Origin of the sequence: Maribellus comscasis (genome assembly GCF_009762775.1) — a bacterium.
Classification (GTDB): Bacteria; Bacteroidota; Bacteroidia; order Bacteroidales; family Prolixibacteraceae; genus Draconibacterium; species Draconibacterium comscasis.
In genome coordinates this window covers 6981433-6997164 of the sequence record NZ_CP046401.1, presented here as the reverse complement: position 1 = coordinate 6997164, position 15732 = coordinate 6981433, and the positions used below count along the sequence as shown (strand labels likewise).

The 15732-nt window shown below is 38.9% G+C and carries 12 protein-coding genes; 5 read left to right on the top strand and 7 right to left on the bottom strand.

Features of this window, described 5'->3' with window-relative positions; genetic code table 11:
* Window positions 1–30 precede the first annotated feature (30 nt).
* From GM418_RS28045 to GM418_RS28035, 3 genes are all read right to left on the bottom strand, one after another.
* Window positions 31–1383 carry a Gfo/Idh/MocA family protein gene (locus tag GM418_RS28045; RefSeq protein ID WP_158871183.1) on the bottom strand — a complete coding sequence of 451 codons (1353 nt, stop codon included), beginning with the start codon at window positions 1381–1383 and terminating at the stop codon, window positions 31–33.
* Between the two features lie 87 nt (window positions 1384–1470).
* On the bottom strand, window positions 1471–2565 hold the full coding sequence (locus tag GM418_RS28040) for a glycoside hydrolase family 53 protein (RefSeq protein WP_158871181.1): 1095 nt from the start codon (window positions 2563–2565) through the stop codon (window positions 1471–1473).
* Between the two features lie 68 nt (window positions 2566–2633).
* Entirely contained in the window at window positions 2634–3401 is a 768-nt protein-coding gene (locus GM418_RS28035) for a hypothetical protein (RefSeq protein WP_158871179.1), read from the bottom strand.
* A 268-nt stretch (window positions 3402–3669) separates the two neighbouring features.
* Between GM418_RS28035 and GM418_RS28030 the strand changes: the two genes are divergently transcribed.
* Window positions 3670–5742, top strand: coding sequence for a glycoside hydrolase family 172 protein (locus GM418_RS28030; RefSeq protein WP_158871177.1), 2073 nt, complete (start codon window positions 3670–3672; stop codon window positions 5740–5742).
* Between the two features lie 24 nt (window positions 5743–5766).
* A complete protein-coding gene (locus GM418_RS28025) occupies window positions 5767–6141 on the top strand; it encodes a hypothetical protein (protein ID WP_158871175.1) in 375 nt (124 codons plus the stop codon).
* Between the two features lie 58 nt (window positions 6142–6199).
* Here GM418_RS28025 and GM418_RS28020 read toward each other — a convergent pair whose 3' ends face one another.
* Entirely contained in the window at window positions 6200–7072 is an 873-nt protein-coding gene (locus GM418_RS28020; protein WP_158871173.1) for a PIG-L deacetylase family protein, read from the bottom strand.
* A 356-nt stretch (window positions 7073–7428) separates the two neighbouring features.
* Between GM418_RS28020 and GM418_RS28015 the strand changes: the two genes are divergently transcribed.
* Window positions 7429–10488, top strand: a complete 3060-nt coding sequence (locus GM418_RS28015) for a SusC/RagA family TonB-linked outer membrane protein (RefSeq protein ID WP_217447616.1) — start codon at window positions 7429–7431, stop codon at window positions 10486–10488.
* Window positions 10489–10494: 6 nt separating this feature from the next.
* Entirely contained in the window at window positions 10495–11859 is a 1365-nt protein-coding gene (locus GM418_RS28010; RefSeq protein ID WP_158871170.1) for a RagB/SusD family nutrient uptake outer membrane protein, read from the top strand.
* 75 nt (window positions 11860–11934) lie between these two features.
* Here the strand turns inward: GM418_RS28010 and GM418_RS28005 are convergent, their stop codons facing one another.
* Both GM418_RS28005 and GM418_RS28000 read right to left on the bottom strand, forming a co-directional pair.
* Window positions 11935–12573 carry a hypothetical protein gene (locus GM418_RS28005; RefSeq protein ID WP_158871168.1) on the bottom strand — a complete coding sequence of 213 codons (639 nt, stop codon included), beginning with the start codon at window positions 12571–12573 and terminating at the stop codon, window positions 11935–11937.
* A 156-nt stretch (window positions 12574–12729) separates the two neighbouring features.
* Window positions 12730–13596 carry an enoyl-ACP reductase FabI gene (locus tag GM418_RS28000; protein WP_158871166.1) on the bottom strand — a complete coding sequence of 289 codons (867 nt, stop codon included), beginning with the start codon at window positions 13594–13596 and terminating at the stop codon, window positions 12730–12732.
* Window positions 13597–13931: 335 nt separating this feature from the next.
* Between GM418_RS28000 and GM418_RS27995 the strand changes: the two genes are divergently transcribed.
* Complete coding sequence (locus GM418_RS27995) at window positions 13932–15302, top strand: M20/M25/M40 family metallo-hydrolase (protein ID WP_158871164.1); 1371 nt, start codon at window positions 13932–13934, stop codon at window positions 15300–15302.
* Between the two features lie 54 nt (window positions 15303–15356).
* On the opposite strand, the gene GM418_RS27990 is transcribed toward GM418_RS27995, so the two are convergent.
* Window positions 15357–15728, bottom strand: coding sequence for a DUF2147 domain-containing protein (locus GM418_RS27990; RefSeq protein ID WP_158871162.1), 372 nt, complete (start codon window positions 15726–15728; stop codon window positions 15357–15359).
* Window positions 15729–15732 lie beyond the last annotated feature (4 nt).

Genomic DNA, 15732 nt, shown 5'->3' with positions numbered 1-15732 from the left:
GCTTCTTTATTTATTTAAAAAAATCTTTTGTTACCAGAGATCTTCCCCATATTCCCAACCAGACCTCACGGGTTCTTTGATATAAACGTCGAGTTCAGGATGATTGGTTACTTTTATGTTTTCAGCGTCGTATTCTATTCGTGTGTTAAATCGTTGCGCCAGAACGCCAATCAATGCCATTTCTGTTAATTCCGGGGCGTAATCAAAGTTGGAGCCGGGCATTGGGCCGTTTCCTTTTATGGCATCCAGGAATTCTTTCTGCGGTCCGCCATCGATTCTAGGTATTGTGGGTTCAGGCATCTCGTTTGTCTTCCAGTCTTCCCATTCATCTTTCGACATCATTAGCTGAGCATTGTTGGGTCTTCCGCCTGTCATAATATTTTGTTTTTCACCCAGCATAAACATTCCCGAATCAGGAAGTTCACTCAGGTTCCATTCCGGCCTGATTTCCGGTTTTAGCCCACCTTCGTACCATGTTAAAGTAACCGGCGGTTTACTTCCACGGGCAGGAAACTCAAATTTTATAATTGATTTATCTGGCAGAAAACCTTGTGGTGCCCCACTGTTAAAGATAGCTTCAGTTGCAGTTGGCATTCCCAGATTAAGCGACCAGAAAGGTGCGTCGAGTGTATGACACGCCCAATCGCCCAGTTCGCCATTTCCAAAATCATAAAATCCTCTCCAGGTTTTTGGAGCATAAACATGGTTGTACGGTCTTTTTTCTGCACCTCCAATCCAAAGATCCCAATGTAAGCCTTCCGGAATTGGTTCCTCAAGCGGTGGAAATTGAGAAGGTTTGTTAAAATATTTGTCTTCGCCAAACTCAGGTCCGTTGAACCATGCGAGTATTTCAGTTACATCACCGGTTATACCAGCATCGACCCATTCTTTCACTCTTCTTATACCATCAGTTGCATGCCCCTGGTTTCCCATTTGGGTTATCACATTGTATTCATGGGCTGCTTTTTTTAGTGTACGCAACTGCCACACATTGTGCGCCAGAGGCTTTTCGACATAAACATGCTTTCCCAGCTGCATGGCTGCCATCGCCGCTGCAAAGTGCATGTGATCCGGAGTTGAAACCAGTACAGCGTCTATTTCAGATGCCATTTCGTCAAACATCTTTCTAAAGTCGTTGTACCGTTTTGCATTTGGAAAGGTATTGAACCCTTCGGCTGCGCGGTTTTCGTCCACATCACACAAAGCAACAACATTTTCATTCATACATTCGCTCCAGTTGGCTTTTCCCCGGCCTCCAACGCCAATTACTGCGATATTAAGTTTTTGAGAAGGAGAACAGCTGATCATGTTTGGAATAAAAACTGCACCTGTTGTTACTACTGAAGTCGTTTTTAAAAAGCTTCTTCTTGAAAAATTCTTCATAATATATAAGTTGGTTTGTTATTGCTGCTAATTTATAAATGATTCCCCGGATATTGCAGTATTTTTTTTGAAAATATATTTTTGAAACTATTTTGATTTCCAGGCTTCAATTCCTTTGAAGGCATTTCCTTCCCGATCAAACAAACTGCGTCCAAGGTAAGGAGACTTAGATTCAGGGATGTCCATTCCGTCCGGCTTCCAGTAATAAACCGTTTTCATTTTAGGGTATTTCTTTAAAATTTCGAGCAGTTTTACCATAAAATCATATTGTCCCTGTTCTGTTGGAGGGAAAGGTTGGACGTCCAAAACCCATTCTGCAGGTTCGGGGTAAAATCCATTTGAATAATACGCTGTTTCCACTAAAACCAAATCTTGTTTGTAATTGGCAGATAAAAATTTGAGGTTCTCTTCAAGTTGTTCAAATGTTCCATGCCACCAGGGATAGTAACTTAATCCAATAAATTCAAATTCAACTCCCCTCTGGATAATATTTTTGTAAAAAGTATCTGACTCTTTAAGGCTTCCTCCGGTTGCTGCATGAATAAGTATTGGAATATTTTTTCCGTTTTTTGCTTCCTTCGCCCCATTAATACCTGCTTTTAAGAGTTGTGTAAGAGCATCCCAATTTGGTGTGTTTTTATCATTCCCTAATTTTCCTGCCGGCCACATCATTCCATTGTTTATTTCATTTCCTATCTGAATCATATCGGGTAAAACACCCTCCTGATCCATCGTTTCAACTACCATTTTTGTATAACTGTAAACACTGTCAGACAATGTTTGGAGGTTAAGATCTTTCCAGATAGCAGGTACAATCTGATGGCTGGGGTCAGCCCAGGTATCCGAGTAATGAAAATTCAACAAAATCTTAAAGCCATAATTTTTTGCCTTTTGTGCCAGTTGTATTGTGTATTTTAAATCATTACAAACTGGTCCCCGATGGTTGGGAGTATGAAACAAACGAAGACGAGCCCAGGTGTAACCATTTTCGCGAAAAATTTGGAATCCTTCTTTTATTTTCCCATTTACTTTGTATGCACCACCATAATCTTCCATTTTTTTCATAATTGAAAAATCTCCACCGATTTCGGGTGTTTGTTTCTTTCTGTCAGGTGAAAAATTTGACGTGCTACATGAAGCAATAAAAAAGACGGTCAAAAAGATGAGTTGAGTCGTTTTCATGCGGAATTTTTTCCGAAATATAAAAAAAAGACCGGTTTTTTCCGGTCTTTATATTCATCTCTTATTTTCTAAAAGTGTCGTGTGAGTGCAGAGCGCCACCAACTGTAGTATTTTGATTCCAGCTCTTTAACCGCTGGAAAAGGAAAATAAAGGTATCGTTCTTTTTCCCCTACAAAAAATCCGCTTTTTATGGTTCTGTAGTTCAGATCTCCCTGCATAAAACGTAATACGGTTTTTGTTAATTTGCTTTTGGTTTCATTTAGTTTTACCAAACATTCACGAAGATGATCCGGATTTGGATAGGGTAGATTATCCAACGATGCGTGAGGATCAATAGCTAATTCATTTAAAAGCAATTCAACAAAAAATACTTTGGGAGTAGAAACAGGTTTGTTTGTGTCGGTGAGGAAACCAATAAACTCATTTGGGAGGAGTTTGCTGGCTACTCTTGTTGTTATCGGATTAAATTGCTGATAAAGATGAATTTCATCCGATTCAATTTCTTCATAATCTGATGAATAAAGCTCTAGTACTTTGCCGTCGTCGGTCGAGAGGTAGAGATTTTTTAACGCTGCGAGCGGAGTTCTTTCCAATGCCCTGTATATACTTGCAAACACTGAACGTTTAGGCTCTCCGTTTGGGTATGGAATTAACTGTTTGTTGAGGTAGTCAAATGGCAAATCCTTCATTTTTTCAGGATTTACTTCAAAGAAAATGTTTTGACCGTGAATACGTTTTTGTGTTCCAACTGATAAGTAATTTCCAAAATCAAACGGTGCAAGATGCGATGCAATCAATGATTCAGGGGTTAAAACTAAATAGTAATATTTTTCCATGGCTGCTATTTTTATATTAAAGTTACTGAAAAAAAGGACGTTAGTCAATGGGGCTTTGTGGAGAGTTCGGTGATTGATATTCATTTTTTACTTCACAAACTATTTGTTACCACTACTACCGGTAATAGTTCTGTGTTAGCCATTTTACGTTCATTTGCACGGGCCATACTAATGACTGGTTTTGCCGCACTATTATCTGGCGCGGGAATCCGAATGAAATTGTGATTCAATTTTTGTATCTTTAAAACCGATCAGGAAAACTTAAAAAATGAACCGAACGGTATTTTTGCTTGGAACTCTCATTTCCATTGCTTTGGTTTCGTGCAAAACAAAAGTTGTGACACTCGAATCGCTACTTGATGAAATGACGGACAAAACTGTTTTAACCCGCTTCCCTGAAGAAAAATATGCGCTAAAACAGTTTAGTAGTTATGACCGGAAATCAGTATCTCCCGATGATAATAACTGGTGGGCTAATGCTGATTATACTCAGTTTCTACGCGAAGAGGAAAATAATGGACGCCGTGAGTTTGTTCTGTTTGATGCAGAAGGACCGGGGGCTGTTGTCCGGTATTGGATGACTTTTGCCGGCGACGGAGCAAGCGACGGAACACTTAGATTATATATTGATGGTAGCGAGATGCCCGAAGTAGAAGGCAATGTTCTCGAAATTCTAAGTGGAATGCAACTCGCGCCCAAACCTTTGGCTGCCTCAGTTTCGCCGGAAACAGAATATGAACGTCGCGGGCATAATTTATATCTGCCAATTCCTTACGCAAAACATTGCAAAATTACTTACGAGTGTGATGCTGTGAAGTTTGAGAATAACCGCTGGAGACCAAGTATCTACTACAACATTTGTTACAGAATATATGCTCAGGATGTTAAAGTAGAAAGTTTTTCAAAGAAAGTGCTGACGAGGGCAAAAAATAAAATTGAGGGTGCTGCACAAAAATTATTAAATCAGGATGATATTGAAGGCGAATTGATTAATGAAACAAAAATCCTCCGGCCAGGCGAGGAGTTTTTGCTTGGAGTCAGCGAGGGTAGAAAGGCAATTTCAAAGATGACGCTGAAATTGAAGGCGGAAGACCTTAATCAGGCTTTACGTTCAACTGTACTCTCAATGTCGTTTGACGGAATACAAAGTGTTTGGACTCCGGTGGGCGATTTTTGGGGAACGGGTTACCAGGTTTATTCTTCAAAAACATGGTATTCCCAGGTAGAAGCTAACGGAGGAATGGTGTCGTTTTGGGTAATGCCTTTTCAGGAAAATGCAGAAGTAAGATTTGTGAATTATGGAGAACAGTCGGTAGAAGTTGAGGCCGGAATTACAATTTCAGACTATTGTTGGACTCGTGAAAGCATGTATTTCGGCGCATCGTGGCACGAATTTAACCGGATTCATACGGCAAAAGATTCAACACTTGAAAATCACGAATGGCATTTTGACGTTAATTACATAGATATAAACGGCCAAGGTATTTATGCCGGAGACGCACTTACAATTTTTAATACTGCAGAAGCTTGGTGGGGTGAGGGGGACGAAAAGATTTTTGTTGATGGAGAAAGTTTTCCCTCCTTTATAGGAACAGGAACAGAGGATTATTATGGCTATGCATGGTGCCGGCCGGAAAAATTTACACATCCGTTTATTGCCCAGCCAACCGGAGCAGGCAATTTTCACACCGGAATGACAGTGAACATGCGATACCGCGCTTTGGATGCTATCCCTTTTAATGAGAAAATAAGCTCAAATATAGAATTGTGGCATTGGGTAAAAACAAGGATTAATTATGCTATGACGGCATATTGGTACGCCAAACCCGGATTTACAATTAATGTTAAGCCTGATATTGAAAGCGTGAAATTACCTGTTGCCTTGAAACGTTCGGATATATATAAACCTATTGTTGATTCGGAAGGAAAGATTGAAGGTGAGAATCTGGAAATTGTTAATGCCACTTCGGGGCAGGCAGGTGTTCAATCAGGTGATTATGGATGGAGTGGAAACAGCCAGCTTTGGTGGAGAAACGCGGAAAATGGAGCTGAACTAACAACAAAATTTATTGTCAGTGAAACGGCAAAGTATAAAGTAAAAATACAGCTTACAAAAGCCGTTGATTACGGAATTATTCAACTTTATTTAAACGGGGTTGTTTTACACGATAAAATAAATGCTTTTAACCGGGATAAAGTTATTCCTATTGAAATTGATTTGGGAATGCATGTTTTAAGCGAAGGAGAAAATATTTTTTCGGTAAAGATTTTAGGGGCTGACAAAAATGCAAAACCGGGAAATATGGCAGGAATAGATTTTATCCGTTTTCAAAAAATATGATTCTTAATTTTAAAAAAGTATAATATGAAAAAGATTGTCTTTTATTTTTTTGCAGCATCTTTCCTTTTGCTGGCAGGGGCACCGCAACTTTGGGCAAACGAAGATGCAAAAAGTTCCAAAACAGGAACAGTCGTTTCCGAAATGGCAGAGGTTAATGAAATGGTTGACCGGCTAAACGAAATCAAAGAAATGAATTTTAAAGAGATGACTTCTATTGAAAAAAAAGAATTAAGAAAAGAGGTGCGTTCCATTCGTCGTGACTTGAAAGCGATTGCAAAAAGCGATTCAGCTTCTGAGGCGCAAAGCGCCGCTGAAGCCGCAGCCGCTGAAAGAGGAGGGTTTTATATTTCAACGGGGGCTGCCATAATAATTGTATTGTTGCTTATTTTACTTTTATAATTCTGAAAGAAATCATTTGGTAAGGCATGGATGGACTGTATAATCGGATTTCCATGCTTTAATCCTTAAAAAAGGGAAATAATTCGCGAATTTCATTATCAGATGGTCTTCTGCCGTACTCGCATATTTCAAATGCTTCAGCCTGTTTTATAGAACTGCTTTTATCTTCGCCATACCATTTAACAAGGCCTTTTCTTATATTGTCTTTAACATGTGGATTTCTCCATTTAGCCAACCAGTTTAGCCTATCTTTTTTGTTTTCAGGAACCTGCTCAAGTGTTCCGTTTGTCCAGGGGAGCCACTCAAAAAACTGCGATTCGTGGGCAGACATAGCATATATTTTTTGATCGAAAACTTCTGTAATATCAATTACAATATCAGGCTCAAACGGATATGGTTTTTGAAAGTTGTCCTCTGTGTATAAAAACACAGGATTCTTTTTTAGAGGAGGAGTATCAGGTGCAACATTTGGTACGATTACCATATAAGCAGCATCCTGAATTAAGATTGCAGTATTTCTGTGATCCGGGTGATAATCGTTTGGACGGGGGCCAATCACAACATCAGCATTCCATTCTCTTATTAACCGTATAAGATTTAAACGTACAGGGAGTGTTGGCATCAATTCTCCATCATGATTATCAAGGACTATATATTCCACTCCAAATCTTTTCCCGGCTTCTTTTGCTTCAGCTCTCCTGATTTTGGCGAGCGCTCCGCCTCCCTTTTCGTGATGTCCTGCGTCGCCATTTGTAACAGATATAAAAAGTACATTATGTCCGGCTTTGGCAAATTTTATCGCTGTCCCTCCTGCATCAATATCGCAGTCGTCAGGATGTGCTCCAATAACCACAACGTTAACTTTCTCTCCCGAAAAAGAGTAAAATGAAAACATACAAAGAAGGAAAATGTGGATGAAAAGTTTTTTCATAGAAGAATCGAATTTAATTTCTAACATAAATTTAAGAATTCAGTTCGAAATTTAAAAAATAGTTAAAATATTATCTAAGTTATAACTACATTTTATTCTTTTAGGACTATCTGGTATTTTATTTTAACTTTCTGGAAATAAGACGTTTTTAAAGTTGTTTTTTTATTGGTGTGACTAAAATCACATAATTGTGGCAACGGACGTTTATTTTTGCAAACTTTTAAAGAGTTAGGCGAATTATTGTGTTAAATAGTCGAATAATTGTGAAAAAATGTTAATTGCTCGATTTTTTTAATATTTTCGTACAGTGAATTTATTGTCTGTTTTAGTTAATTTTAATTATTAAAAATTTATCTATGAAAAAAATTGCGCTAATGCTGTTTGGTATTGCCATGTTTGGCGTACTAGTAGTTGAAGCTCAGGTAAAGAGTATTTCCGGAACAGTAACAAGTTCAGAGGACGGTACCGGGATACCTGGAGTTTCAATTGTTGTGAAAGGTACCACTATCGGTACAACTACCAACATGGACGGAGAATATCAGTTAAGTGTACCCAATGATGCACAAACATTGGTTTTCTCATTCGTTGGAATGAAAAGTGTTGAAGCACCGATTACCGGAACAACTGTTAATGTTTCGATGGAATCTGACTATATTGGTGTTGATGAAGTTATCGTAATGGGTTACGGTAGCCAGGGGAAAAGTGAAATAACCGGCTCAACGGTTCAGGTTGGTGGAGAGCAACTGGAAAATATGCCGGTTGCATCACTTGATCAGGCTTTGCAAGGGAAAGTTGCAGGTGTCTCAATAACTGCTTCTTCTGGTACTCCGGGATCAGTACAGGATATTCGTATCAGGGGTAGAAGTTCTATTACTGCCGGTAACGACCCGTTGTATGTAATTGATGGTGTTCCAATGGTAAACACCAACGTTTCCGCTACAACTTCAGGCTCTAACATGTCCTCACTGGCAAGTTTAAACAGTAATGATATTGAGAGTATTACAGTACTTAAAGACGCTTCAGCGACTGCTGCTTACGGTGCACGTGGTGCAAATGGTGTAATCGTTATTACTACAAAGAGTGGTAAATCAGGCGAGGCAAAAATTAATTTTAGTGCCACTTACGGGTTTTCAAATGACGCAACAAAAGGACCTAAAGTATTAACTGGCGCCCAACGCGAGGAATTGTTTTACGAAGCTCTCTATAATACTTACGGAGAGTCTTATGATTTAGCAAGCCCGGAAGCAGCGGGACAATGGTACGCTGAAACGGGTTGGTTTGGTACCGATTATACCGATTGGCATGATGCAGGAGCGCCGGAAACTGACTGGCAGGATGTTATCACCAATAAAAATGCACCAATGCAGGAATACAACCTTTCAGCAAGTGGTGGAACCGACCAATTAAGTTATTATACTTCTTTTGGGTATTTTGATCAGGAAGCTACCGTAATTGGTTCTGATTTTCAGCGTTTGTCAGGTGCATTAAATTTGACTGCTGAAATTAAGCCAAAACTTACATTTTCAACAAGAAATACTGCGTCTCATTCCTATCAGGACGGATTGTTGGAAACAAGTGCATATTTCTCTAACCCACGTACGGCAAAATATTTTATGCCTCCGATTGAGCAGCCATATCTGGAAGACGGATCTATTAATATTTACGGCACTTCTATGCCTAACCCATTGTGGATTGCCCAGGAAGACATTGATGATTCAAAACTAACCCGAATTCTGTCGAACAACTCAGTTACTTGGGAAACACCGGTTGAGGATTTAGTGTTTACCAGCAGGGTAAATATTGATTACCATGTATATAATTACAAGCGTTACCGTAACCCGGTTAGAGGAGATGGTGACAATTCTAATGGTTATGGATGGGTGGCAAATCGCAATAGAGCAAATTATGTTTTTCAAAACTCACTGGATTATTCTTTTGAAGTTGACGGAGGACATAATTTTGATGTAAAAGTCCTTCAGGAATTCCAGAAAAACCGGTTGTTATATATGGAAACCGACGGAGATAATTTCTCAGATGTTGGTTTGACCAATCTGAATTCAGCTGGTAATCCAACTCTGGCAAACTCATGGTTTTCTGATTGGGCAATTGCCTCATACTTAGGTATGGTTCATTATTCTTTTAACGGAAAATACATTGCTGATGCGACAATCCGTCAGGAAGGTAGTTCTCGTTTCAGCGATGATAATCGTTGGGGAACTTTCTGGTCTGTTGGTGGAGCCTGGAATATTCACAGAGAAAATTTCTTGTCTGATTCGGGAGTGATCAACAGCTTGAAATTAAGAGCTTCTTATGGTGTTACAGGTAATGCCAATATTGATTTAAATCAATATCAGGAGTTACTTAATTTTGATTCGGACTACGCTGGTGAAGGAGCTTCATATCCGGGAAACTTTGGAAATCCTGACTTAACTTGGGAAACTTCTCACACTGTAGATGTGGGTATTGACTTTGGTATTTTGAAAAACAGGATTACGGGTTCTGTAGGGTACTTCAGAAGAGAGTCAAAAGACCTGTTACTTGATGTTCCACTTTCTTTAACCTCTGGTTTTGAGGAACAAACCTTAAATATCGGTAGAATGGAGAATAAAGGTTTTGAAGCAGAATTGATGGTTGACGTTGTACGTATGAATGATTTTAATTTGTCAATCGGCGGAAACATTGGAACAGTGAACAATGAGGTACTGGAATTGGCAAAAGATATTAATGGTGATGAAATCAACATTACCGATCAAACTCAACGTGTTGAAACAGGTCATCCTGTATACGGATGGTATATGCCAACATGGGCTGGAGTAGATGCGCAAACAGGAGATGAATTGTGGTACGTTGATGGTGAGGGAAGCGAAACAACTTCTAACTTCAATGATGCCAACCAGGTTTGGCAAGGGGGAAGTGCAATTCCAACATTAACCGCAGGATTAAATCTTCATATTGACTTTAAAGGCGTCTTCCTGGATGCTAACGGATATTTTGCCGGCGGTCATAAAGTATATGAAGAATGGCACCGCTATACCAATGGTACTGATGTTTATTCAGTATTGTATTATCAAGGTGTAGCTGCATTGATGGACAGATGGCAGCAACCGGGTGATGAAGGCACCAGATACGGTAAATTTGAATATACAGGAAGACCATGGCAACGTCACTCCAAATTTCTTTACGACGGAGATTATTTCCGTTTAAAAGATGTAACTCTTGGTTATGATTTACCGCAAAGTGTTACCAGTATGATAAATGTTGATGGTTTGAGGGTATTTGTGAGGGGAACAAATATGTTGACATGGGTTAAAGATGAAAATCTTAAATACGACCCAGAAGTGGATGTATCGGGTTATACCGAATTGACTCAACCACCGATTAAATCAGTTATTTTTGGACTTAATTTAAATTTTTAAGAAATCATGAAAATAGTAAATATATTAGCAAGGATAACAATGGTGTTTGCGCTTTTGGTTTCCATTAATGCATGCACCACAGATGACCTCGATCCTTCCCTGGAACAAAATAAGCTTATTCAGGGAGGAATTACCTCTGTAGACAACCTCTACGCAATATTAAAAGGTTCATTAAGCAGAATGACGGAATCAGCCTACTACGGCAGAGATATAATTGTTAATAATGAAGTTCGAACTGATAATTGTTTTTCAAATGGTAATTCGGGTCGTTTTATAACTCAGGCATCTTTTAATTACAATGCCAATACCGGTTATTTCTGGGATGAAGCATATGAGGCTATCGCTGGTTTAAATATTATAATAAACGGAGTGGATTTGAATGAACTCGAAGGTGACCTTGATTATGGTAGCCACTTGCAGGGACAAGCTTATGCATTAAGAGCCCTTGTTCATTTTGACCTATTAAAACAATATGGCCAGCAACACGTTGGAGGAACACTTGGAGTACCTTATGTAACTGAATTTAAAGGTGAAGATCTCTTGCCTGCCCGTAAAACAGTTGAAGAGACCAAACAATTAATCTTAGGTGATTTGGAAACAGCATTTAATATGATGAGTGATGATTATTATGACTCTTCAAAAGAGTTTCCATCAAAATATGTTGCCAAAGCAATTGAATCGAATGTAGCTACTTATTTTGGAATGTGGGACAGAGCGATAAGTGCTTCTGAAGAAGTTATCAATTCAGGCGCTTATAACATTATTCCGGCTGCAGATTTTTTGACTCAATGGGAAAACGACGGTTCTTCCAACTCGATATTTGAACTTGCATTTAATGAAACTGACAACCAGGGAATTAACGGTTTAGCATATATTTACAGAGGTAGCAGTTACGGTGATGTTCAGGTTATCGATGGAGTTGAAGATATTTATGAAGTAGGTGACGTTAGGGCAGGCATCCTTGGTTATGAAGATGATATGTTAAGAAATATGGGTAAATATCCGGATAATCAAGGCTATGATAACGTTCCTGTTATCAGATACGAAGAAATTATCCTGAACTATGCAGAAGCACTTTTGGAAACCGGAGGTGATGCATTGACTCAGATTAACAAAATTACTTCAAACAGAGGAGCTACTGCTTACGAAACGGTTACGAAAGATGATGTAATTAACGAAAGAAGAAAAGAATTTCTCTTTGAAGGAAAACGCTACGATGATTTGTTAAGAACCGGAAGTGATATCGAAAAAATATCGATACAACAGAATTTTGCAGCGACGATTCCTTACGGAGACCACAGATTGGCATGGCCAGTTCCAAAGGCTGAGATTGATGCCAACTCCAATATGGTTCAGAACGAAGGTTATTAAAAATAACTCAGCTTTATACAAAAAGGTTTGCCAAACAAAGGCAAACCTTTTTTTGTTTTTGATCAATGCAGCAGGCTACTGACTTTCTTCCCATTTCTTTTTTAGTTCCTCCATCTCTTTTTTGTGTTTTTCTATTAATTCCTGCCACTCTTTTTGCTGTTCTTCATTTTTAAAACGAGGCATTTCAAAACCCTCAGGCGCAAAATTTCTCAAGTGTTCGTTTAATTGCTTTTCAAATTCCTCAAAACCCGGAAAATTTAATCCTGGTGGCAGGTTTCCGGGCTCGTTAAAATAAAAATATTGCGTCGATGAGTCCGTGTCAAAAGGAGTAGTTCCCATCATCATTGAATCGGGAAAATGCCCATGGAACTGTTTGAAAAACTCTTCATCACCGAATGGCATTTGCCCAAAACCATCAGAAAAACCAAAGCCTCCGATGGCAGAATCCCCCATAAAATTTTTAAAGAATTCATCGATATCCGGAAAATCATTTCCTGCAAAAAAATCGTTATCGGGAAATGAAAATTGAAAAGTGCTGTCGGATGACCATTGATGAACATAGGTAGAATCAAATTGAATCAGGTTTCCGTTTTTATCATACTTTTTGTTTACAATTATCTGTTCATCCGGATTTTTTTTGTCCGAATTATCCTGCGCAAAAAGTTGCCAGGATAACAATACAAATCCAATTGTTATTATTCCTAATTTTTTCATGGCAATTTTTTTTTACAAAATTAAATCACGAAATGGTAAATAAATTTTAAAAAGTTTTAAAAGGCGTTAATGAAAACCAAGACGATTAACCTACCAAATTATAACAAAAAAAGGGGCTAAGTTTTTAGCCCCCCCTTGAAATATCAATACACATAATCAGTCAAACATATGGTCGTCCGGATCAGGGCCGCAATTACAGTCCTGATGTAATCCTTTTTCATATTGCTGCAATGCGCGTAAACTCATCCCCATATTTGAGAATCCGCCATCGTTAAATAGATTCTGCATAGTAACTTTTTTGGTAAGATCTGAAAATAGGGTAATACAGTAATCAGCACATTCTTCGGCGGTTGCATTTCCCAGTGGAGACATCCGTTCGGCAAAGTCGAGCAAGCGGTCAAAACCTTTTACTCCGCTACCGGCCGTTGTAATCGTTGGAGATTGCGACACAGTGTTGATTCTGACATTGCGTTCACGGCCATAGATGTAGCCAAAACTACGCGCTATCGACTCCAGCAGCGCTTTTGCATCTGCCATGTCGTTATATCCGTAAAATGTTCGTTGTGCGGCAACATACGACAGTGCAACAACCGAACCCCATTCATTTATCGCATCAAGTTTCCGGGCTGTTTGCAATACTTTGTGAAATGATACCGCTGAAACATCCAATGTTTTATCAAGGTAATTATAATCCAAATCACTGTAGTGTCTTTCTTTTCGTACATTCGGAGACATTCCGATGGAATGGAGAACAAAGTCGATTTTTCCTCCCAATACTTCCATCGATTGAGTAAAAAGGTTATTCAGGTCATCAACATTGGTTGCATCAGCACCAATAACTTCTGTGTTCAGTTTTTCAGCAAGTTTTTTTGTTTCTCCCATTCTCAGGGCAACCGGTGTGTTTGTCAACGTCACTGTCGCACCTTCTTCAAAAGCACGCTCTGCAACTTTCCAGGCAATAGAATCGGGATTTAAAGCACCAAAAATTATCCCTCTTTTTCCTTTAAGTAAATTAAAACTCATAATATGTTTTTATGAAATATTTGATGTGCAAAGTTAATTGAGTTTAAATAAAACTAAAATCATCGTATAGATTTCAATTGAAAACTTCGCAATTTTAACCTTTGAAATCGAATATTGTTCATAAAAGGTTTAAAAGTTAAAAACATAAATTCATTACAGGGATCTAAATTTATAAAACAAAACTTGGAACATAATATTCATAAAACAAGGTGAAAAGAAATGCTGTATCCCTGATAACGTTTTATTAAGAAACTTTTAATCGTTTTCAAAAAGAACCTGATAAGAGCTTACTTACAATAAATTAGTTTGTACATTCATTGTATAAACTAAAAATTATGAACCGGATATTTACGTTGCTTTTTGCTTTTGGTTTGTTATTTCAGGGAAATGCGCAGACAAGTGAAGATAAAGTTATTCAATCAATTTTTGATGAAGCACTTACGGATTACACTTCGTACCGAAATTTGGAGTATTTATGTAAAAACTACCCCGGGCGAATCACAGGGTCGGAAGAAGTGGCCGGAGCAGTAGAATATACCTTTAAACTGATGAAAGCCATGCAACTCGATACGGTTTTTAAACAAGAGGTACAAGTGCCGCATTGGATAAGAGGCGATGCGGAAAAAGCTTTTATTCTCTCAAAAAGAAACGGGAAAAAAGAGGTTCCTGTAATTTCTTTGGGAATGTCGGTTGGAACGGGAAAAAAGGGATTAACCGCTTCGATTGTTGAAGTTCATAGTTTTGAAGAATTGGAAAAACTGGGCGTTGAGAAAGTAAAGGGGAAGATAGTCTTTTTTAATCGACCAATGGATCCGACAATGATAAATACTTTTGGGGCTTATGGAGGAGCTGGAAATCAACGCACACAAGGTGCTGCCGAAGCAGCGAAATACGGTGCTGTTGGGGCGCTTGTTCGTTCATTAACCAATTCGCTTGACGATTTTCCACATACGGGAGTTATGCGATACGATGAAGGCGGTCGGAAAATTCCTGCTGTTGCCATTAGTACCAACGGAGCAGAGCTGTTAAGTTCGTGGCTGAAAAAGGAACCCGATTTAAAGTTCCATTTTGAAAACTATTGTGAAACACTTCCCGAAACAATTTCATATAATGTGATTGGGGAGATCAGTGGTTCTGAATACCCGGACGAGATAATAACTGTCGGAGGCCATATCGATGCCTGGGAACCCGGAGAGGGAGCTCACGATGATGGAGCAGGTTGTATGCAAAGTATCGAAATGTTGCGGATAATGAAGGAATTAAATATTCGCCCCAAAAGAACAATCCGGGCTGTAATGTTTATGGATGAGGAAATTGCACAACGTGGAGGACAAGAATATGCCCGGCAGGCAGAATTAAAAAATGAGAATCACTATTTCGCGCTGGAAGCTGATCGCGGAGCATTTCAGCCACTTGGTTTTGGTGTTTCTGCGCCGGCTGAACGACTTGAAAAAATACTGGAGCTAAAAGAATATTTTGCACCTTACGGAATTACCCGCTTTACACAGGGCGGGGGAGGAGTGGATATTAGTCCGCTCGGGCAGTTCGGAACGCCACTCTCTTCTTATATTCCCGAAATGCAACGGTACTTCGATATGCACCATTGTGGAAACGACACCTTTGAACAGGTTAATTTCAGGGAGTTCCAGATGGGAAGTGCAGCAATCGCTTCTTTTATCTATTTAATAGACAAATTTGATTTGTAAACAAAAGAAAAGCCGCCGTTGGAATCGGCAGCTTCTCTTAAAAATTCAAATCTGCTATTTTGTCTTGTCGGCAGTGAACGGCATTTTTCCCCCTGACGAGTTGGCATTTCCGCTCATTTTTGTTCCCTTTATTTCGGCCTTAATTTCAACGAGTTCATAATCTACATATAAACTACAGGTAAATGTATTTTCCTCAAAATTTACCTTTTTTAAATCCATTTTGTAACCATCGGCAAATTTTATTTCACCGGCAAGATTTCCGTCTTTTTCCGAAATGATTATGGAACCTTTGTCGTAGCCATAAGGCGCGCTCGGACTATTAAATTTCCACTCACCAACAATGGTTTTATTACTTTTTGCGCCAATTGTTTGAGCCGTTCCGAACATAAAAATGGCTACCAGTGTAAGAATAATTAGTTTTTTCATTATT